Consider the following 21,282-nt stretch of genomic DNA (forward strand, 5'->3'; position numbering starts at 1 on the left):
CTGAAAATCTCGTGAAAAGGCCTGTAAAAAGAGCGGTTTCCGGCGAACGGTTGAAGTTTTTTCTCAGGCACGAAAAACCCCGCACGAGGCGGGGTTCTGATGCGGCGTAAAAACCCGGTCAGACGTGCAGTGTTTCTGCGGCGTAGAGGGTGTTTTCCAGCAGGCAGGCGCGGGTCATCGGGCCAACGCCGCCCGGTACCGGGGTGATCCAGCCAGCGCGGGGCAGGGCGGTTTCGTAGACAACGTCACCGACCAGTTTGCCGTCGTCCTGACGGTTGATGCCGACGTCGATCACGATCGCGCCTTCCTTGATCCACTCGCCCTTGACCAGGCCCGGCTTGCCGGCGGCAACGACCACCAGATCAGCACGGCCGACGTGGCCGGCCAGATCCTTGGTGAAGCGGTGAGTCACAGTGACGGTGCAGCCGGCCAGCAGCAATTCCATGGCCATCGGGCGACCGACGATATTGGAGGCGCCCACGACTACCGCGTCCATCCCGTAAAGATCAGCGCCAGTGCTTTCCAGCAAGGTCATGATGCCTTTCGGGGTGCAGGGGCGCAGCAGCGGGATGCGCTGGGCCAGGCGACCGACGTTGTACGGGTGGAAGCCGTCGACGTCTTTGTCCGGGCGGATGCGTTCCAGCAGCTTGGACGCGTCGAGGTGTTCGGGCAGAGGCAACTGCAGGAGAACGCCGTCGATAGCCGGATCGTCGTTGAGGCGATCGATCAGATCGGTCAGGGCGTCCTGAGTGGTGTCGGAGGGCAGGTCGTAGGCTTGAGAGAGGAAGCCAACCTCTTCACAGTCTTTACGCTTGTGCGAGACATAAACCTGAGAGGCAGGATCGCTGCCGACCAGGATCACCGCGAGGCCGGGGGTGCGCAGGCCTTGCTGGCGACGCTCGGCAACTCGTTGGGCGATCTGCTGGCGCAGGCTGGCGGCGATCGATTTGCCGTCGATTAGTTGTGCAGTCATTGCGCGTGATTAACCATCGAGAGGGGAAAAAATGAGAACGCATTCTCGCATGTCGAGCGGTGAGGGCAAAGGCGCTTGGTCAGCAAATTCCTCTAACTCCTTTAATTAAATGAATTTTTTTCAAAAAGGATTTGACGACCTTTGGAGCCCTCTATACTATTCGTCGCACTTGTCGGGCACAGCCTAGCACTGGTTAAGAAGGTGAGGCGGAATCAAGGTTCTGCGACACTGGAAAGCACTTAGTTTGTAGTCCTTTAAGAGTACAGATTAACAAGGCGCCCGTAGCTCAGCTGGATAGAGCATCCGCCTTCTAAGCGGATGGTCGCAGGTTCGAGTCCTGCCGGGTGCGCCATTAGGCAGCTTTGGCACAAGTAACGCGATATGGTGGGCGTAGCTCAGTTGGTAGAGCACGGGATTGTGACTCCCGTTGTCGTGGGTTCGATCCCCATCGTCCACCCCATATTTCGAAAGGCGCCAGATTTAACGGTCTGGCGCCTTTGCTTTAAAAGCTTCATCCGCGGATGTGGTGGAATTGGTAGACACACTGGATTTAGGTTCCAGCGCCGCGAGGCGTAAGAGTTCGAGTCTCTTCATCCGCACCAAATAAAGCTTCATCTGTGCCTAGGGCCTGATGAAGTTTCGACAAAGAAGTTGTTTGGCTTTTTTGTTACGCAATATGGTGGGCGTAGCTCAGTTGGTAGAGCACGGGATTGTGACTCCCGTTGTCGTGGGTTCGATCCCCATCGTCCACCCCATATTTCGAAAGGCGCCAGATTTAACAGTCTGGCGCCTTTTTTGTTTTAGCGGTTTCGAAATCCGGCCATGGCCGATTTCGAGGCGCAGGGCAGGGCACTTCATCGCTTTTAAAGGATCGGATGACGCTGAACTGCTCGTCGTTCCGGTTTTGCCGGAACGCCTGTCGGGGCCTATCTGGTAGTTGCTTCTATATATAGAAGCGTTGTTGCAGAGCCCTGACGTGATCGCTTGTATTCGCCAGTGGAGTGCACGGCATTCGTGCGGCGCTCCCTATAAATTGCCTGCTGTTTTTTTACCCGTTTCCAGTAGGGTGACTTCTTGAGTTTGACCCACTAGAATGCATGCCCTTGATTCTGGGGTCGGAAACGGCCGGCTAACGTCTGTGCAACGAGGAATATCCATGCAAGTTTCTGTTGAAAATACTACTGCTCTCGAGCGCCGCATGAGCGTCACCGTGCCGGCAGAGCGCATCGAGACTCAGGTCAACAAGCGTCTGCAGCAGACTGCCCAAAAGGCCAAAATTGCTGGCTTCCGTCCAGGCAAAGTGCCAATGAGCGAAATCAAGCGCCGTTTCGGTGCTGATGCGCGTCAGGAAGCGGTAGGCGACGTCATCCAGTCTTCCTTCTACGAAGCTGTGGTCGAGCAGAAGCTCAACCCTGCCGGTTCGCCTTCGATCGAGCCAAAGTCGCTCGAAGCGGGCAAGGATCTGGAATACGTTGCTGTATTCGAAGTCTTCCCTGAGTTCACCGTTGCTGGCTTCGAAGGCATCACCGTTGAGCGTCTGAGCGCTGAAGTGGCTGACGCTGATCTGGACAAGATGCTCGACATCCTGCGCAAGCAGAACACCCGTTTCGAAGTGGCCGACCGCGCTGCTCAGAACGAAGACCAGCTGAACATCGATTTCGTTGGCAAGGTTGACGGCGAAGTGTTCGCTGGCGGCTCCGCCAAGGGCACTCAGCTGGTACTGGGTTCCGGCCGTATGATCCCGGGCTTCGAAGAAGGCCTGGTTGGCGCTAAAGCCGGCGAAGAACGCGTTCTGAACCTGACCTTCCCTGAGGACTATCAGAACCTGGACCTGGCTGGCAAAACCGCCGAGTTCACCGTGACCGTCAACACTGTGTCCGAGCCTAAGCTGCCTGAGCTGAACGAAGAGTTCTTCGCTCAATTCGGCATCAAGGAAAGCGGCATCGACGGCTTCCGCACCGAAGTTCGCAAGAACATGGAGCGTGAACTGCGTCAGGCAATCAAATCCAAGGTCAAGAATCAGGTAATGGACGGTCTGCTGGCCACCAACCCGATCGAAGTGCCAAAGGCTCTGCTGTCCAACGAAGTTGACCGTCTGCGCGTGCAGGCTGTTCAGCAGTTCGGCGGCAACATCAAGCCAGACCAACTGCCGGCCGAGCTGTTCGAAGAGCAAGCCAAGCGCCGCGTCGTGCTGGGCCTGATCGTTGCTGAAGTAGTCAAGCAGTTCGACCTCAAGCCTGATGAAGCTCGCGTTCGCGAAATGATTCAGGAAATGGCTTCCGCTTACCAGGAGCCAGAGCAGGTCGTGTCGTGGTACTACAAAAACGAGCAGCAACTGAACGAAGTGCGTTCGGTTGTGCTGGAAGAACAAGTTGTGGATACTGTTCTGCAGAAAGCTAGTGTGACCGACAAATCGGTCTCCTACGAAGAAGCAGTCAAGCCGGTAGAAGCTCCAGCAGCCGACTGATTGATTTTGCGTTAGAAGTGCACACCATAAGCCAGCTCTCGAGCTGGCTTATGCGTATTCAAGACATAACTATTTGGGAGCGACTGCAGAGCATGTTCCGTAATTCTTATATTCAGCAGAACTCTGATATCCAGGCCGCCGGCGGCCTGGTCCCGATGGTTGTCGAGCAGTCCGCTCGTGGCGAACGCGCCTACGACATCTACTCGCGCCTGCTCAAGGAGCGAGTGATCTTTCTGGTGGGCCCGGTAGAGGACTACATGGCCAACCTGATCTGTGCGCAACTGCTGTTCCTTGAAGCGGAAAACCCGGACAAGGACATCCATCTGTACATCAACTCGCCGGGCGGTTCGGTGACTGCCGGCATGTCGATCTACGACACCATGCAGTTCATCAAGCCGAACGTGTCGACCACCTGCATCGGTCAGGCGTGCAGCATGGGCGCATTCCTGCTTACCGCAGGTGCACCGGGCAAGCGTTTCTGCCTGCCGAACTCGCGCGTGATGATTCACCAGCCACTGGGCGGTTTCCAGGGCCAGGCGTCGGACATCGAAATCCACGCCAAGGAAATCCTCTTCATCCGCGAGCGTCTGAACATGCTGATGGCCAAGCACAGCGGCCGTACTCTGGAAGAAATCGAGCGCGATACCAATCGCGACAACTTCATGAGTGCTGAAGCTGCGAAGGAATACGGCCTGATCGACGAAGTGATCAACCAGCGTCCAGCTTAATATAAGCAGCGCAAAACAGGCCTGATCGGCATGTCCGATCAGCGGCGGGCTTGAAAAAGCCCGCAATAGCCTTCATCTTGTGTTGCAAGCCTATCGGATTTGGATCGAACGAATGACTGACACCCGCAACGGCGAGGACAACGGCAAGCTGCTCTATTGCTCCTTCTGTGGCAAAAGCCAGCATGAAGTGCGCAAATTGATTGCCGGCCCCTCGGTCTTTATCTGCGACGAGTGCGTCGACCTGTGCAATGACATCATCCGCGAGGAGGTGCAGGAAGCACAGGCCGAAAGCAGCGCGCATAAATTGCCTTCGCCTAAAGAAATCAGCGGCATCCTTGACCAGTACGTCATTGGTCAGGAGCGTGCGAAAAAGGTTTTGGCCGTAGCGGTGTACAACCACTACAAGCGCCTGAACCAGCGTGACAAAAAGGCTGACGACGTCGAACTCGGCAAGAGCAACATTCTGCTGATCGGCCCGACAGGCTCCGGTAAAACCCTGCTGGCCGAAACACTGGCCCGCTTGCTGAACGTTCCGTTCACCATTGCCGACGCAACCACCCTCACTGAGGCCGGTTACGTGGGTGAAGATGTCGAGAACATCATTCAGAAGCTGCTGCAGAAGTGCGATTACGACGTAGAGAAAGCCCAGATGGGCATTGTCTACATCGACGAAATCGACAAGATTTCCCGCAAGTCCGACAACCCGTCGATCACCCGTGATGTTTCCGGTGAAGGCGTGCAGCAGGCCTTGCTCAAGTTGATCGAAGGCACGGTCGCTTCGGTACCGCCGCAAGGTGGCCGCAAGCATCCGCAGCAGGAATTCCTGCAGGTCGACACCCGTAACATCCTGTTCATCTGCGGTGGTGCGTTCTCCGGCCTGGAAAAGGTCATTCAGAACCGTTCCACCAAAGGCGGCATCGGCTTCAACGCCGAAGTGCGCAGCAAGGAAGAGGGTAAGAAGGTTGGTGAATCCCTGCGTGAAGTCGAGCCTGACGATCTGGTCAAGTTCGGTCTGATCCCGGAATTCGTCGGTCGTCTGCCGGTCCTGGCGACACTGGATGAGCTCGACGAGGCTGCGCTGATGCAAATCCTCACCGAGCCGAAAAATGCTCTGACCAAACAGTATGCCAAGCTGTTCGAGATGGAAGGCGTGGATCTGGAATTCCGTTCCGACGCGCTGAAATCGGTCGCCAAGCGTGCTCTGGAACGTAAAACCGGTGCCCGTGGCCTGCGTTCGATTCTCGAAGGTGTATTGCTCGACACGATGTATGAAATCCCCTCGCAGTCCGAGGTGAGCAAAGTCGTGATCGATGAAAGCGTGATCGAAGGCAAGTCCAAGCCACTGTATATCTACGAAAACAGTGAGCCGACGGCCAAGGCAGCGCCGGACGCGTAAGCGTTCACAGCGCCGCAGCAAAGAAGGGGCCTTCGGGCCTCTTTTTTTTTAAGTCGTTTTTTACCTCCGCTTTGCGCTTGTTTTTTTTCGAGGCAGCCCCCATCTTGGTTTCAAGCTTAATTCCATCTGATTACGGCCATACGGCCGCCGTAGAGGCGAAATCATGAAGACAACCATCGAATTGCCTCTCCTGCCATTGCGTGATGTCGTGGTTTATCCGCACATGGTTATCCCGCTGTTCGTGGGGCGCGAGAAATCCATCGAAGCCCTCGAGGCCGCGATGACGGGTGACAAGCAGATTCTGCTGCTGGCCCAGCGAAACCCGGCTGACGATGATCCCGGTGAAGACGCTCTCTATCGCGTAGGTACGATTGCCACGGTACTGCAACTGCTGAAGCTGCCTGATGGCACTGTCAAGGTTCTGGTCGAAGGCGAGCAGCGTGGCACCGTCGAACGCTTCAGCGAAGTCGATGGCCACTGCCGCGCCGAAGTTTCTCTGATCGAAGAAGTCGACGCCGCCGAGCGCGAGTCGGAAGTCTTCGTGCGCACGCTGCTGTCGCAGTTTGAACAATACGTCCAGCTGGGCAAGAAGGTTCCGGCTGAAGTCCTGTCGTCGCTCAACAGCATCGATGAGCCCGGTCGTCTGGTCGACACCATGGCCGCGCACATGGCGCTGAAAATCGAGCAGAAGCAGGAAATCCTCGAGATCATCGATCTGTCGGCCCGTGTCGAGCACGTGCTGGCACTGCTGGATGCCGAAATCGACCTGCTCCAGGTTGAAAAACGCATTCGCGGCCGCGTCAAAAAGCAAATGGAGCGCAGCCAGCGCGAGTACTACCTGAATGAGCAGATGAAGGCCATTCAGAAAGAACTCGGTGACGGCGACGAAGGCCACAATGAAATAGAAGAGCTGAAAAAGCGCATCGATGCTGCCGGCCTGCCGAAAGATGCGCTGGCCAAGGCCACCGCTGAGCTGAACAAGCTCAAGCAGATGTCGCCGATGTCGGCTGAAGCCACCGTGGTGCGCTCCTACATCGACTGGCTGGTGCAGGTGCCGTGGAAGGCGCAGAGCAAAGTACGCCTCGACCTGGCCCGTGCAGAAGACATTCTCGACGCCGATCACTACGGCCTCGAAGAGGTCAAGGAGCGCATCCTTGAATACCTCGCCGTGCAGAAGCGCGTGAAGAAAATCCGTGGCCCGGTGTTGTGCCTGGTTGGTCCTCCAGGTGTGGGTAAAACCTCGCTGGCGGAATCGATTGCCCATGCCACCAATCGCAAATTCGTACGTATGGCCTTGGGCGGCGTGCGTGACGAAGCGGAAATTCGTGGTCACCGCCGGACTTACATCGGTTCGATGCCGGGTAGATTGATTCAAAAGATGACAAAAGTGGGCGTACGCAACCCGCTGTTCCTGCTCGATGAAATCGACAAAATGGGCACTGATATGCGTGGCGATCCGGCTTCGGCGTTGCTGGAAGTGCTTGATCCCGAGCAAAATCACAACTTCAACGATCACTATCTGGAAGTCGATTACGACCTCTCTGATGTGATGTTCCTGTGCACCTCGAACTCGATGAATATCCCGCCAGCGCTGCTGGACCGGATGGAAGTCATCCGTCTGCCGGGTTACACCGAAGACGAGAAGATCAACATCGCCGTGAAATACCTCTCGCCGAAACAGATCGCCGCCAATGGTCTGAAGAAGGGCGAGCTGGAATTCGATGAGGAAGCGATCCGCGACATCATCCGTTATTACACCCGTGAAGCGGGCGTGCGGGGGCTCGAGCGACAGATCGCCAAGGTCTGCCGCAAGGCAGTCAAAGAGCATGCGCTGGAAAAACGCTTCTCGGTAAAAGTGACAGCTGACCTGCTCGAGCATTTCCTCGGCGTGCGCAAGTTCCGCTACGGCCTGGCCGAGCAGCAGGATCAGGTGGGGCAGGTGACTGGCCTGGCGTGGACTCAGGTTGGCGGTGAATTGCTGACTATCGAAGCCGCAGTGATTCCGGGTAAAGGTCAACTGATCAAGACCGGTTCGCTGGGTGATGTGATGGTCGAATCGATCACTGCCGCACAGACCGTTGTGCGCAGCCGCGCCAAGAGTCTGGGCATCCCGCTGGACTTCCACGAGAAGCGCGACACGCACATTCACATGCCGGAAGGTGCTACGCCGAAAGACGGCCCAAGTGCTGGCGTCGGTATGTGCACGGCGTTGGTTTCGGCATTGACCGGTATTCCGGTGCGCGCCGATGTCGCCATGACCGGTGAGATCACTCTGCGTGGGCAAGTGCTGGCAATTGGCGGTTTGAAAGAAAAACTGCTGGCGGCTCACCGCGGCGGAATCAAGATTGTGATTATTCCGGAAGAAAACGTCCGCGATCTGAAGGAGATTCCTGACAATATCAAGCAGGATCTGCAGATCAAGCCGGTTAAATGGATTGACGAGGTCCTGCAAATTGCGCTGCAATACGCGCCGGAGCCCTTGCCGGATGTGGCTCCGGAGATAGTTGCCAAGGACGAAAAACGCGAGTCTGATGCCAAGGAAAGAATTAGCACGCATTAATACGTTTTAGCCTGGGGGGCTTTCCTTGACAGCATTTTAGAGCCCTTGTTATAAAGCGGCTCTTAAGTGTCTGTAGGCCATTCAGCACTCGTTTTTGCTTTCACCAAAAAACTTAGAAACATCTCAAAATAGATATAAGGGGACTTAGAGTGAACAAGTCGGAACTGATTGATGCTATCGCTGCATCCGCTGATATCCCGAAAGCTGCTGCTGGCCGTGCGCTGGACGCTGTAATCGAATCCGTCACTGGCGCTCTGAAGGCTGGCGACTCCGTTGTTCTGGTTGGTTTCGGTACTTTCTCCGTGACTGACCGTCCGGCTCGTACCGGTCGCAACCCGCAAACTGGCAAGTCTCTGGAAATCCCGGCTGCCAAGAAGCCAGGTTTCAAAGCCGGTAAAGCGCTGAAAGAAGCTGTTAACTGAGTTTCCAGGTTTTTACCCATCCGGGTCGGGGTCAAGCCTGACTTGGCAGCGGAGCGGTAGAACAGGTGGCTGAAAGAGCTACCTGTAACGCCGGGATCGAGGGTTCGAGCCCTGTCCGCTCCGCCAGTTACGAGAAGGCGCATCCTCGGATGCGCCTTTCTTCTATCCGGATTCTACCCACGCTCCACGGTTGCCTAAATTGAAGTTCAACCGTTTCTGGGGGACGCATGCTGCAAAATATCAGGGACAATTCACAAGGCTGGATTGCCAAGACCATTATCGGGGTCATCGTTGCACTGATGGCCCTGACCGGTTTCGATGCCATTTTCCAGGCCACGACTCACAAGAACGAGGCGGCCAAGGTCAACGGTGACGAAATCAGCCAGAACGAGCTGAGCCAGGCCGTTGATATGCAACGCCGTCAGCTGATGCAACAACTGGGCAAGGACTTCGATGCGTCCTTGCTCGACGAAAAAATGCTCCGCGAATCGGCGCTCAAAGGCCTGATCGACCGCAAGTTGCTGCTGCAAGGCGCTGAACAGGCGAAGTTCTCGTTCTCCGAAGCCGCGCTGGATCAAGTGATCCTGCAGACGCCTGAATTCCAGGTCGACGGCAAGTTCAGCTCCGAGCGCTTCGACCAGGTGATCCGTCAACTGGGCTACAGCCGCATGCAGTTCCGTCAGATGCTGGCTCAGGAAATGCTTATCGGCCAGTTGCGCGCTGGTGTTGCCGGCAGCGGTTTCGTCACCGACGCCGAAGTGCTGGCTTTTGCCCGTCTGGAAAAACAGACCCGTGATTTCGCCACTCTTAACGTCAAGGCCGACCCGGCTGCGGTCAAGCTGACCGATGACGAGGTCAAGGCTTACTACGACGAGCACGCCAAGGAATTCATGACGCCGGATCAGGTGATCATCGATTACGTCGAGCTGAAGAAATCGTCGTTCTTCGATCAGGTTGCGGTCAAGGATGAAGATCTTGAGGCGGCTTACCAGAAAGAGATCGCCAACCTGTCGGAACAGCGTCGTGCCGCGCACATCCTCATCGAAGTGAACGACAAGACTACCGAAGCGCAGGCGAAAGCGAAGATCGACGAAGTCCAGGCGCGTCTGGCCAAGGGCGAGAAGTTCGAAGCGCTGGCCAAGGAGTTCTCGCAGGATCCGGGTTCCGCCAACAATGGTGGTGACCTTGGTTATGCCGGTCCTGGCGTTTACGACCCGGCTTTCGAAAAAGCGCTGTACTCCTTGTCGAAAGACCAGGTGTCCGAGCCGATTCGTACCGACTTCGGTTATCACCTGATCAAGCTGTTGGGCGTGGAAGCGCCTGAAGTGCCGACCCTGGCCAGCCTGAAAGACAAGCTGACCCGCGAGCTGAAAGCCGCTCAGGTCGAGCAGCGTTTTGTTGAGGCGACCAAACAACTGGAAGACTCGGCGTTCGAAGCTTCTGACCTGGCGCAGCCAGCAGCGGATCTGAAACTGACTGTGCACACTTCCAAGCCGTTCGGCCGTGAAGGTGGCGAAGGTGTTGCAGCCAACCGTGCCGTGGTCACTGCCGCGTTCAGTCCGGAAGTGATTGATGAAGGTGCCAACAGCACCGCCATCGAGCTGGACCCGGAAACCGTGATCGTGCTGCGCGCCAAGGAGCATCTCAAGCCTGCGCAATTGCCACTGGAAAGCGTGAGCGCGGCGATCCGCACTCAGTTGACCAAGGAGCATGCCAGTGCCGAGGCCAAGACCCGTGCCGAGAAGCTGATCGCTGATCTGCGCGACGGCAAGGCGCCGCTGGACAAGGCCATCGATGGCCAGAACTGGAAGATCACCGAAGCGGCCACCCGTGGTCAGGAAGGGGTTGATCCGGCTGTGCTGCAGGCACTGTTCCGTATGCCGAAGCCGGCTGCCAAGGACAAGCCGACGTTCTCCAGCGTTACCTTGCCGGATGGCAGCCTGATGATTGTGCGTCTGAATGGCGTCAATGAAGCAGCTGCACCGACGGAAGAAGAGAAAGCGCAATATCGTCGTTTTCTCGCTTCCCGTGAGGGCCAGCAGGACTTTGCGGCGTATCGCAAGCAGTTGGAAGCTGAGGCGAAGATCGAGCGGTTCTGATCTTTTGACTGACGTTTGAAGGAGCCCCGGCCTGATGGTCGGGGCTTTTTTGTTTTTGGTGGCTTGGCGGCCTTTGGGCCGGCCATGCTCTGGGTGGTTTGGGTGAATATCCGTTTCTTCGGGTGCGGCGGCTGGCGGTTTCGCCCTTACGGCGAGGCACTTTTTCCAGACGCCGAAAAGGTAACCGAAAAGGCTTGCTCCTACGTTCGGCCCTCGCAGGCTCGGGTTCCTTCGCTGCGGGATCGATCCGGGCGCAGCGGCTCCGGTTTGCTTCGCTGCACCTCCTTCCGCTGTGTCTGGCTGCGCCAGACGGTCGCTGCGCTCCCACGCCCGGATCAATCCCTCCACTCAGCCTTCCGACGTCGCCGGTGGATCAAAAGCAAGATCAGAGGCACTCGAGCTTGCGCTCATTGTTGAGTGGGGCGGCTTTGCCGCGGGCAGCTGCGCTGCTTTGCTTTTGCTTTTGTGGGAGCGAGCCTGCTCGCGAAGGCGGCTTGGCAGCCGACCTGATCTTGAGTTTTTACCTTTCTTTTGCTTTAGAACACGCCGGTCGGTTCTGGGGTGTTATGGCCGTCGAGCCGACAAGCCATGGCGAAATTTCGCGCGTTGATCGATCATTTGTCCACGCGGCTTTTTCCTGACGGCCATGACCGGTAAAGTTGTAACCGATTCTTGACACTATTCCATGCGCCATGGGGCGACGATCTGTTGCACAATACGCCCCGGACTGTTTTCCCTCAGGATGTTCAATGTTGATTTCCACTCCCATGCGTGTTGTCGGGCTGGCGCTTTTGTTGACTGCGGTGGCCGGTTGTTCGAAGGACAAGCCGATCTATGAGCATGAGAACTTCGATGACTCCGGCACCTTTTCGCGCAATTACCCGGTAACCGACACCGCCAGTTGCGAAGCGGCCCGGCGCGCGTTGCTCAGTCAGGGCTACATCATTACCAGCAGTGATCCCAAACTGGTCAGCGGGCACAAGAGCTTCCAGCAGACCGGCGAGACGCACCTCGAGATCAGTTTCAACGTGGTCTGCGCCGAAGATGGCAGCGCCGGGCATCATGCGACGGTGTTCGCCAACGCCTTGCAGGACCGTTATGCGTTGAAGAAGACCAACAATTCCGCCAGCCTCGGTGTCGGTGTGTTGGGCTCGGTGTCGATGCCGATCGGCTCCTCGGACGACTCGATGGTCAAGGTCGCCAGTGAGACGGTCATTGCGCAGAAGTTCTACGAGCGTTTCTTCACACTGGTGGAGCAGTTCCTGCCCGCCGATGCTAAGAAAGCTGCACACATCGAAGAAAAGCCGAAAGCCGATCTTGGTGTGCCAGAATCAAAAGCGGCACCTGCACCTGCGCCTCTGGCGCCGACACCTGCAGCGGAACCTGCCCCCGCGCCGGCTGCGGAACCTGCACCGGCCCCGGTTGAAGCCGCGCCAGTGAGTTCCGAGCCGGTGGTACCGCCAGCGGAGTCGACGCCGATTACGCCTGCGCCAGCGCCCGTGGAAGAGCCAGCGCCGGCCAGCGAAACCATCACCCCGCCGACCAACCCGGATATTCCGCCACCATCCGAGCCGATTCCGGCGATGCCTGCGTCGGGCCAATAAGAAACCAAGCGAAACCCTGTGGGAGCAAGCCTGCTCGCTCCCACAGTGGTTTTCGGGTTGGCTTAAAATCTGGTTACACACCTGCGGCATCATCGCCGCGATAAATCCCCAACCACCTGCTACGTTTTATTCATGAAGGCCGCGTTTCACTTTTCCTTCACACGGGCACTTTATGCTCGGGGCACAGGTCGATTGATCAGGCCATTTTCATAGCGAGCAGTTGGGGGATTCATACGATGGATGAGTATCAGGAAGAACTGCTTGAATACCAGGCCTTTGAACTGGATCAACCAGAACCGGCTGACGACGCGACGGAACTCTGAGCTTCAGACTCCCGAGCGGTAATTTCGTCGGGATTCGCCGGGCGTCTGCCCGCTCCAGCGCTTGAATGCACGCTGGAAGGCTTCAGCTGAGGCGAAGCCCAGCAGGTAGGCGATTTCGCCGAATGCCAGTTCGGTGTCGCGGATGTAGGTCATCGCCAGGTCGCGGCGTGTGTCATTGAGGATCGCGCGAAATTGCGTGCCTTCCTCGGCAAGCTTGCGCCGCAGAGTCCAGGTCGGCAGTTTCAGGCGTGCCGCGACTTCTTCAAGATCCGGCTCGCGGCCGCCATTGAGCAGCGGGCCGAGCAACTGAGTGATGCGCTCGCGCAGGCTGCGGGTGCGGGTCAGTTGTTCCAGCTCCCGCTCGCACAATTGCAGCAGATGTCGCCAGGTGCTCGGGCAATGTTCAGGGTTGCGCAGGGCGAGGCTGCTCAGGCTCAGGCGCAGTTGGTTGCGCTCGGCGCTGAACTGGATCGGGCAGTCACCGAGCATTGTGTAGGCGTCGCGGTAATCCGGCGCTTCGAATTCGATTTCGATTCTCTCGGCGCGCAACGTTTCGCCGCAAAGGCTCGACAACTGATGCAGCCAGCCGGCGAGGATCGAGTCGACCACGAAGCGGTTATAGGCGTTGTATGGGCTGATCGAGTAGAAGCGCAACCAGGCACCGTTGGCATCTTCATGAAAACTGGACTGCCCGCGATAGTTCGAGCCGTAAAGCGGCTCGAAGCGCGTCAGGCAGCGGGCCGCTTCACGCACGGTGGGTGCTTGCGCCGCAGTGATGCCGGCCAGACCGGCTTGATTCAAGCGGATCATTCGGCCCATGCGCAGGCCCAGGGCCGGGTCGCCGGTGAGTTGAATCGCCGCATGGCCCAGGCGCATGTAACGCGGGATCGACAATCGCGCCCCGGCCTCGGCCAGTCGCGCTGCATCAAGGCCATATTGTTCAAGCAGAGGCAGCGGATCGACGTCGTGGCTGCGCACGGCGTCGGCCAGACTATGGACGAAACCCACCGACAGATCCCCGAGGCGCATCGGCTGCGGCTTCATGGTTTACAGCCAGACGTTCAGCAAGCGCGCACCACGGGCCTCGCCATCGGCGAACTGCTGGCCGTTGCTGCTGAGGAAGCTTGTGCCGGTACTCGACTTGTCCCAGAACTGCCCGCGCATGAACACACTGACGCCGGCAATCGCGCGGCTGCTCGGTGGTTGTGCGGTGAGGGTCAATCGGTGCCAGGCCTGACCTTCGCTGAGGTCGCCGGGCTTGAGGCTGACCGAGCCCGGCGTGCTCGAGCCCTTGTAGCCACGCCATGGCTTGTCCCAGGCGCCTTGGCCGATAACCTGCGCCGGCACGGCCACCAGTTGCGCGCCTTGCTCATCGAGGGTGCGGTAGTTGCCGGGGTACCAGCTGTCACTGCCGATCAGGATGCCCAGGCGTCCGGCCGGTGTGTCGACGACCTGTATGGCGTGTTTGTCTTCGGCCTGAATCACACCTTGCTGATCAAAGATCGGATGCATCTGCCGCTGCGGCTGGCCCAACGGTACGCCGTCGCGACCAAACACCACGCTGCTGTTGAACAGGGCGCCGCTGCCGGGCTTGAGCCGGCCGTCGCGGATGCTTGGCTCCGGCAGCACGATGGAGCCGGCCACCAGGGTGACCTGGAACTCTTTGGCCAGACCGCCGAACAGCGCCTGGTAATCCTTGGCCATGGCCTTCGCTTTCATCCGCAGATAAGCATCGTCCAGCCGTTGCTCGCCCTTGGCCCGCAGCCACGCTCGGGCAAACAGCAGTGGATTGCTCGCCGCCAGCCAGTTCATCGCCTCCGCCAGGGTCGGCGCCTGATAAAGCTCGTCTTTCTCGCCGCTGACCATCAGCCAGGTGCCGACGTGCTCGGGCAACACCACCACGGTTTTTTCGTTGAGCAAGCCCTGATCGCGCGCCTGCTGCAGATACGCCGCGAGTTTGCGGTGCAGGCGTGCGGAGCTTTGGTAATCGGTGGGGAACAGTTCGGGCTGGATGCCGAGCAGATTGCCGCGGTCGCCGGGCGTGCCCTGATTGACGGCGAGCTTGATGCGCAGGTCCGACAGGTAATGCCCCGCCGGCCGGTCTGCCGCCCACATGGCGTAGGTGGTCAGGGCGGCAACGAGGGCCATGGAGAAAAACAGATACAGAAGTTTGCGCATGAAAACCAACAACAGCCGGGTACAGGATGTGCCGACTAGGGTAGGGCCCATGGCCCGGGTTGCCAAGGGGCGCTGTGCATTTGGATCAATAACTTGTCAGTTACGGTCATTGAGTGACAGCGGTGCGACTCTTAGTCTGTCGAACATGACTGACGGGGGACGCAGAGCTCCCGCAATTTTTCCGTGATCGCTCGTTGTGGAGTTACCGATGACCGCCGCTCATTACCCGCATCTGCTGGCCCCGCTGGACCTGGGATTCACCACGCTGCGCAACCGCACCCTGATGGGCTCGATGCACACTGGCCTTGAAGAAAAGCCGGGTGGCTTCGAACGCATGGCGGCGTACTTCGCCGAACGTGCCCGTGGCGGTGTCGGCCTGATGGTCACCGGCGGCATCGGCCCGAATGACGAGGGCGGCGTGTATTCCGGCGCGGCCAAGCTCACTACCGAGGAAGAGGCGCTCAAGCACCGCATCGTCACTCGCGCGGTGCACGAGGCAGGCGGCAAGATCTGCATGCAGATTCTTCACGCCGGGCGTTACGCCTACAGCCCGAAACAGGTAGCACCGAGCGCGATTCAGGCGCCGATCAACCCGTTCAAGCCCAAAGAGCTGGACGAAGAGGGCATCGAAAAGCAGATCAGTGATTTCGTCACCTGCTCGGTATTGGCGCAAACCGCCGAATACGACGGCGTCGAGATCATGGGCTCGGAAGGTTACTTCATTAACCAGTTCCTCGCCGCGCACACGAATCACCGCACCGACCGCTGGGGTGGCAGCTACGAAAACCGCATGCGCCTGCCGGTAGAAATTGTCCGTCGTGTGCGCGAAGCGGTCGGGCCGAATTTCATCATCATCTTCCGCCTGTCGATGCTCGATTTGGTCGAAGGTGGCAGCACCTGGGATGAAATCGTCATGCTGGCCAAAGCCATCGAGCAGGCCGGTGCGACCATCATCAACACTGGTATCGGCTGGCACGAAGCGCGGATTCCGACCATCGCCACCAAGGTTCCGCGTGCAGCGTTCAGCAAGGTCACGGCCAAGTTGCGCGGCTCGGTGAGCATCCCGCTGATCACCACCAACCGCATCAATACCCCGGAAATTGCCGAGCAGATTCTTGCCGAGGGCGATGCCGACATGGTCTCCATGGCCCGACCATTCCTCGCCGATCCGGACTTCGTCAACAAAGCCGCCGAAGGCCGCGCCGACGAAATCAACACCTGCATCGGCTGCAACCAAGCGTGCCTCGACCACACCTTTGGCGGCAAGCTCACCAGTTGCCTGGTCAACCCGCGCGCCTGCCACGAAACCGAACTCAATTACCTGCCGGTGCAGCAGATCAAGAAAATCGCCGTGGTCGGTGCCGGCCCTGCCGGCTTGTCTGCCGCCACCGTAGCCGCCGAGCGCGGTCATCAGGTGACGTTGTTCGATTCGGCCAGTGAGATTGGTGGCCAGTTCAACATTGCCAAGCGCGTGCCGGGCAAGGAAGAGTTTTTCGAAACCCTGCGCTACTTCAACCGCAAGCTGCAAACCACCAATGTCGAGGTGTGCCTGAACACCCGCGTCGACGTGGCCAAGTTGGTTGAGGGCGGCTACGACGAAATCATTCTCGCCACCGGTATCGCCCCGCGCGTGCCGGCGATTCCGGGCGTCGAGAATGCCAAGGTGCTGAGTTATCTGGACGTGATCCTCGAGCGCAAACCGGTCGGCAAGCGTGTCGCGGTAATCGGTGCGGGCGGGATCGGTTTCGATGTCTCGGAATTTCTCGTTCATCAAGGCGTAGCCACCAGTCTGGATCGCGCGGCGTTCTGGAAAGAGTGGGGCATCGACACGCAACTGGAGGCCCGTGGTGGTGTGGCGGGAATCAAAGCGGCACCGCATGCGCCGGCCCGTGAGGTGTTCCTGTTGCAGCGCAAGAAAACCAAGGTCGGCGACGGTCTGGGCAAAACCACCGGCTGGATTCATCGCACCGGTCTGAAGAACAAGCAGGTGCAGATGCTCAACAGCGTCGAATACCTGAGCATCGATGACCAAGGCTTGCACATTCGCATCGGCGAATCCGGCGAGCCGCAACTGCTGGCAGTGGACAACATCGTGATCTGCGCGGGGCAGGATCCGTTGCGTGAGTTGCACGACGGTCTGGTTGAAGCCGGGCAGAACGTGCACTTGATCGGCGGCGCGGATGTGGCGGCGGAGCTGGACGCCAAGCGCGCGATCAATCAGGGTTCGCGGCTGGCGGCTGAGTTGTAAACACATTCTGTAGGAGCTGCCGAAGGCTGCGATCTGTTGATCCTGATTTCAAAAGCAAGATCAAAAGATCGCAGCCTGCGGCAGCTCCTACTAGTATGTGGTCTTTTCCAGATTGTGCAGTGCCCATGCTTTTGCCTCCCCCCCACTGGCTACCCCCGGCCCCTCTCGAACCGCTCTATCTGGACTGGCTTGCAGTTGCCGGCATCGAGGTCGCGATCCTGCGCCTGGACCGCATCGACCCGCTGATCAGCGGCAACAAGTGGTTCAAACTCGTCGAACACCTCAAAGCCGCCGAGCGTGCCGGTGCCGAGGGCATCATCAGCCTCGGCGGTGCGCATTCCAATCACCTGCATGCGCTGGCGGCGGCGGGCAAACGGCTGGGTTTCAAAACCGTGGGGCTGCTGCGCGGGCACCCGCAGGACACGCCGACAGTGCGGGATCTGCAAGCGTTCGGCATGCAGTTGCATTGGCTCGGTTACGCCGGCTACCGCGCACGGCACGAAGCGGGATTCTGGGTGCCATGGCAAGCGCAATATCCGACGCTGCATGCGGTGCCCGAGGGCGGTGGTGGATTGGCCGGCGCCTTGGGTTGCGCAGCGATCAGGCAGCAAGCCGAAGAGCAATTGGCCAAGCTGGGCTGGAATGATTTCGACGCCTGGTGGCTGGCCTGTGGCACCGGCACGACACTGGCCGGACTGGCGCTCGCCGAGCAAGGCAAACGCGTGGTGTACGGTGCTCTGGCAGTGCCGGATGATCACGGCGTAGCGCCGAACATCGAGTCGATCCTCGCGCCCGCCACCGAGCCTGCGGCGGACTATCAACTGATCGACGCCAGCCGTGGTGGTTTCGCCATAGTTGACGAGGCGTTGCTGACCTTCATCGATCAGACCGAGCAAACCAGCGGCATCCCTTTGGAACCGCTGTACACCGGCAAGGCCTTGCTGGCGCTCAAGCAGCATGTCGAAGCAGGCGAATTTGCCATCGGCACGCGTCTGATCTTTATCCACACGGGGGGCTTGCAGGGGCGACGCGGATTTGCATTGACATAGCCGATGGACGCGATCAGTACATGCGTTTCGGCTTAATGATATTTGCAACACACAAAAGTCTTGTTTGTACGGTTTATTATTTCTGCTTATTTAAAGTTGTTGGTGTGCGTTGAGCTGTGGGCGTAACTCTATGTTGCTTATATCTTGTAGGTTCTTTTGATTTGAATAGTTTGTTGTGCGTGATTATTGTTGGTTCGGCTCTTTAGTTTGTTATTAAAGATCATAATTATATTTGTAAATTTGAGTGTGAATATGAAAAGTCCGATCTCCAAGCCTCGCCCCACTACCACTACACCAAAGCCAGTGGCGCCAACCAAACCCGTAGCACCGACCAAACCAGTGGCACCGACCAAACCAGTGGCACCGACCAAACCAGTGGCACCAACCAAGCCAGTAGCACCAACCAAACCGGTAGCGCCGACCAAGCCGGTAGCGCCGACCAAGCCGGTAGCGCCAACCAAGCCAGTAGCACCAACCAAACCGGTAGCGCCGACCAAGCCAGTGGCACCAACCAAACCGGTAGCGCCGACCAAGCCAGTGGCGCCAACCAAGCCAGTAGCACCGACCAAACCAGTGGCGCCAACCAAACCGGTAGCGCCAACCAAACCAGTGGCGCCGACCGCACCAGTAGCGCCGGTCGATACCAAGCGTCCGCCAATGCCATGGCCGACTCTTAACATCAACATCGATCCGGTGGCCTTGATTACGCTGATTCAAACACTCGGTGCGACCGTCAATGTCGATGGTTCGACCACACTGCCTGACGGTAGCGTGGTTGACGTTGATAAGACTTCGATCAAGCGTCCCGACGGCATCATTCAATATGACGACGGCCGGGTAGAGTATCCGGACGGGCGAATCGTATGGTCTGATAATACCGTTGAATATCCGGATGGCCGTATTGTCTGGGAAGATGGTACTGAACAATTGCCTGACGGAAGCGTTAAACATCCCGATGGTAGTGCGTACGACGCAGAGGGCAACCTTGTTTCAGAGTAAGTAATAACCGGGCAATATATTTATTTAAGACAGTGCAAAAAAACACCGCTGATTGTCATGGATCAGCGGTGTTCCGGTTATCGGCCTCAGGCGTTTTGCGGCATCTCACCGTTGGCCAGACGCTTGTTGATGTCGGCGATCACTTCCGGCAGATCGATGATGGTGTCGATCATGTAATGCGGCCGCGAACTTGCGAACAGCGCGTGGATGCGCTGGCGCTCGCTGGCCAGTTCATCGCTGCCCAGCGCGCGGAAACCCTCATAATCCAGACCCAGCGCGTTGCCCGAGCAAATCAGCGCAACCGTCCACATGCCGGCCCGGCGACCTTCGAGAATGCCCGGCACGGTGTCGTCGATCTTCACGCACGCTGCAACATCGTCGATGCCCAGAGCGATCACGTTGGCCAACGCTTGCGCCGGCCATGGACGACCGTTTGGCACTTCGTCGGTGGCGACCACGTGGTCGGCGACGTAGCCGTTGCTGGCGGCGAGTTCGACGACTTTGTCCATGACCGCTTTCGGGTAACCGGAGCAGGAACCGATCTTGATGCCTTGTGCGCGCAGTTGGGCGATGGCGTCCAGCGCGCCGGGAATCAGTGCCGAGTGCTCGGCGATTTTCTCGATCTGCAACGGCATGAAGCGGTTGTAGATAGCGGTGACGTCATCGTCGGTCGGCGTGCGACCGAATACCTTGCGATAACGCTCCGCCACTTGCGGCTGATCACAGAGGGTGCGGATGTGATCCCACTTGCCCATGCCCATCGGCCCACGGGCCTCTTCAATCGACACCTGCACATCGAACTCGGCGAAGGCTTCGACGAAGATCTGCGTCGGCGCGAACGAGCCGAAATCGACCACGGTACCGGCCCAGTCGAGGATCGCGGCTTGCAGCTTGCTTGGATTGGTGTAGTTCATGGCAATCAATTCCTGATTTGAAAATGAGATCAAAATGTGGGAGCGAGCCTGCTCGCGAAAGCGGTCTGACATCAGCGTATGTGTCGCCTGGGACGACGCTTTCGCGAGCAGGCTCGCTCCCACAGGGGATTTTTGGTGAGGCTCAGATATCGAGCACTTCCATCTCGCGCAGCACTTCACCTACTGCTGCTACGGCCTGGCGCATTTCGTCCGGGGTGACGTGGCCGATGCAGCCGACGCGGAAAGTTTCGACCTGGGTCAGTTTGCCGGGGTAGAGGATGTAACCCTTGGCCTTGACCCGCTCATAGAAGTCCTTGAACTGGTAGCGCGGATCCTGCGGGGCATGGAAAGTGGCGATGATCGGCGCCTGAATCGCCGCCGGCAGGAAGCTGCGCAAGCCGAGCTTGTTCATCTCTTCCATCAGCGCCTGACAGTTGGCGGCATAACGCGCATGCCGCGCCGGCAGACCGCCTTCTTCGCGGTATTGCAGCAACGCTTCGTGCAGCGCCGCGACCACATGGGTGGGCGGGGTGAAGCGCCATTGCCCGGTTTTCATCATGTAGGCGTGCTGGTCGTACAGGTCCATCGCCAGCGAGTGCGAGTTGCCAGCCGCGGCGGCCAGCGATTCCTTGCGGGCGAAGACAAAACCCATACCCGGTACGCCTTCCAGGCATTTGCCGGAGGCGGCGATCAGCGCGTCGAACGGTACTTTTTGCGCATCCACCGGCAACGCGCCGAATGAGCTCATGGCGTCGATGATCAGACGTTTGCCGTGTTGCGCGACGACCTCGGCGATTACTGCCAGCGGATTGAGAATGCCGGTGCTGGTTTCGCAGTGGATCAGCGCCACGTGGGTGATGTCAGCGTCGGCGCGCAGCAAGCGGTCGACGTCGGCGGCGGTGGTCGGTTCGTCTTCGGCGGTTTCGAAGGTGCTGAACGAGCGCCCAAGCACATCGCAGATCTTCGCCAGCCGTTTGCCGTAAGCGCCGTTGATCAGCACGAGGATTTTGCCATCACGCGGTACCAACGTGCCGATCGCCGCTTCGACGGCGAAGGTGCCGCTGCCCTGTAACGGTACGCAATGGTGGCTGGCGGCGCCGTTGAGGATGGCCAGCAATTGCTCGCACAGGCTGGCGGTCAGCTGGTTGAAGCGGTCATCCCACGAACCCCAGTCGACCATCATGGCCTGGCGGGTGCGGGCCGAAGTGGTCAACGGGCCGGGAGTGAGCAGAATCGGTGCGGCGGTACTCATTCGGGTGTCCTCGCGAAAACGCTGTGGGATGAAGCTACGGGGCCTACGTTGCAATTCGCCGCTTCATCAA

At 58.5% G+C, this 21,282-nt stretch carries 15 protein-coding genes and 4 tRNA genes; 14 read left to right on the forward strand and 5 right to left on the reverse strand.

The window, feature by feature from the left end; all coding sequences use genetic code 11:
* Window positions 1-118 precede the first annotated feature (118 nt).
* The gene (gene folD, locus AB4N48_RS07360) at window positions 119-973 is read right to left on the reverse strand and encodes a bifunctional methylenetetrahydrofolate dehydrogenase/methenyltetrahydrofolate cyclohydrolase FolD (RefSeq protein WP_016775338.1); all 855 of its coding nucleotides are present in this window, start codon (window positions 971-973) and stop codon (window positions 119-121) included.
* 275 nt (window positions 974-1,248) lie between these two features.
* Between folD and AB4N48_RS07365 the strand changes: the two genes are divergently transcribed.
* The 11 genes from AB4N48_RS07365 to AB4N48_RS07415 all read left to right on the forward strand — a co-directional run bounded on the left by AB4N48_RS07365 (window position 1,249) and on the right by AB4N48_RS07415 (window position 12,249).
* Window positions 1,249-1,325, forward strand: a tRNA-Arg gene (locus AB4N48_RS07365).
* Between the two features lie 32 nt (window positions 1,326-1,357).
* Window positions 1,358-1,433 (forward strand) — tRNA-His (locus AB4N48_RS07370).
* Between the two features lie 57 nt (window positions 1,434-1,490).
* Window positions 1,491-1,575 (forward strand) — tRNA-Leu (locus tag AB4N48_RS07375).
* A gap of 77 nt (window positions 1,576-1,652) precedes the next feature.
* Window positions 1,653-1,728, forward strand: a tRNA-His gene (locus tag AB4N48_RS07380).
* A gap of 401 nt (window positions 1,729-2,129) precedes the next feature.
* Complete coding sequence (tig, locus tag AB4N48_RS07385; protein WP_016775337.1) at window positions 2,130-3,440, forward strand: trigger factor; 1,311 nt, start codon at window positions 2,130-2,132, stop codon at window positions 3,438-3,440.
* 92 nt (window positions 3,441-3,532) lie between these two features.
* A complete protein-coding gene (gene clpP, locus AB4N48_RS07390) occupies window positions 3,533-4,168 on the forward strand; it encodes an ATP-dependent Clp endopeptidase proteolytic subunit ClpP (RefSeq protein WP_016775336.1) in 636 nt (211 codons plus the stop codon).
* Between the two features lie 112 nt (window positions 4,169-4,280).
* Window positions 4,281-5,564: an ATP-dependent Clp protease ATP-binding subunit ClpX gene (gene clpX / locus AB4N48_RS07395; protein WP_016775335.1), complete on the forward strand. Its 1,284-nt coding sequence runs from the start codon at window positions 4,281-4,283 to the stop codon at window positions 5,562-5,564.
* 163 nt (window positions 5,565-5,727) lie between these two features.
* The gene (gene lon / locus AB4N48_RS07400; protein ID WP_460095055.1) at window positions 5,728-8,124 is read left to right on the forward strand and encodes an endopeptidase La; all 2,397 of its coding nucleotides are present in this window, start codon (window positions 5,728-5,730) and stop codon (window positions 8,122-8,124) included.
* Between the two features lie 149 nt (window positions 8,125-8,273).
* Entirely contained in the window at window positions 8,274-8,546 is a 273-nt protein-coding gene (locus AB4N48_RS07405) for an HU family DNA-binding protein (RefSeq protein ID WP_016775333.1), read from the forward strand.
* A 227-nt stretch (window positions 8,547-8,773) separates the two neighbouring features.
* Window positions 8,774-10,645 (forward strand): SurA N-terminal domain-containing protein, encoded by a 1,872-nt coding sequence (locus AB4N48_RS07410; protein WP_150634904.1) that lies wholly within the window; start codon window positions 8,774-8,776, stop codon window positions 10,643-10,645.
* A gap of 749 nt (window positions 10,646-11,394) precedes the next feature.
* Entirely contained in the window at window positions 11,395-12,249 is an 855-nt protein-coding gene (locus AB4N48_RS07415; protein WP_353188611.1) for a DUF2242 domain-containing protein, read from the forward strand.
* A gap of 326 nt (window positions 12,250-12,575) precedes the next feature.
* On the opposite strand, the gene AB4N48_RS07420 is transcribed toward AB4N48_RS07415, so the two are convergent.
* Both AB4N48_RS07420 and AB4N48_RS07425 read right to left on the reverse strand, forming a co-directional pair.
* Window positions 12,576-13,616 carry an AraC family transcriptional regulator gene (locus AB4N48_RS07420; RefSeq protein WP_460095056.1) on the reverse strand — a complete coding sequence of 347 codons (1,041 nt, stop codon included), beginning with the start codon at window positions 13,614-13,616 and terminating at the stop codon, window positions 12,576-12,578.
* A gap of 3 nt (window positions 13,617-13,619) precedes the next feature.
* Window positions 13,620-14,750, reverse strand: a complete 1,131-nt coding sequence (locus AB4N48_RS07425; RefSeq protein ID WP_310217004.1) for a nitrilase-related carbon-nitrogen hydrolase — start codon at window positions 14,748-14,750, stop codon at window positions 13,620-13,622.
* A gap of 208 nt (window positions 14,751-14,958) precedes the next feature.
* Here AB4N48_RS07425 and AB4N48_RS07430 point away from each other — a divergent pair, with 208 nt between their 5' ends.
* The 3 genes from AB4N48_RS07430 to AB4N48_RS07440 all read left to right on the forward strand — a co-directional run bounded on the left by AB4N48_RS07430 (window position 14,959) and on the right by AB4N48_RS07440 (window position 19,046).
* A complete protein-coding gene (locus AB4N48_RS07430; protein ID WP_150634907.1) occupies window positions 14,959-16,998 on the forward strand; it encodes an NADPH-dependent 2,4-dienoyl-CoA reductase in 2,040 nt (679 codons plus the stop codon).
* Window positions 16,999-17,123: 125 nt separating this feature from the next.
* Window positions 17,124-18,047, forward strand: a complete 924-nt coding sequence (locus AB4N48_RS07435) for a 1-aminocyclopropane-1-carboxylate deaminase/D-cysteine desulfhydrase (RefSeq protein ID WP_460095057.1) — start codon at window positions 17,124-17,126, stop codon at window positions 18,045-18,047.
* A 252-nt stretch (window positions 18,048-18,299) separates the two neighbouring features.
* A complete protein-coding gene (locus AB4N48_RS07440) occupies window positions 18,300-19,046 on the forward strand; it encodes a hypothetical protein (RefSeq protein WP_423662237.1) in 747 nt (248 codons plus the stop codon).
* An 86-nt stretch (window positions 19,047-19,132) separates the two neighbouring features.
* Here AB4N48_RS07440 and phnX read toward each other — a convergent pair whose 3' ends face one another.
* Both phnX and AB4N48_RS07450 read right to left on the reverse strand, forming a co-directional pair.
* Complete coding sequence (gene phnX / locus AB4N48_RS07445) at window positions 19,133-19,960, reverse strand: phosphonoacetaldehyde hydrolase (RefSeq protein ID WP_460095059.1); 828 nt, start codon at window positions 19,958-19,960, stop codon at window positions 19,133-19,135.
* Between the two features lie 142 nt (window positions 19,961-20,102).
* Complete coding sequence (locus AB4N48_RS07450; RefSeq protein WP_460095060.1) at window positions 20,103-21,212, reverse strand: 2-aminoethylphosphonate--pyruvate transaminase; 1,110 nt, start codon at window positions 21,210-21,212, stop codon at window positions 20,103-20,105.
* Window positions 21,213-21,282 lie beyond the last annotated feature (70 nt).

It is taken from the genome of Pseudomonas sp. S2_C11, from assembly GCF_054668395.1.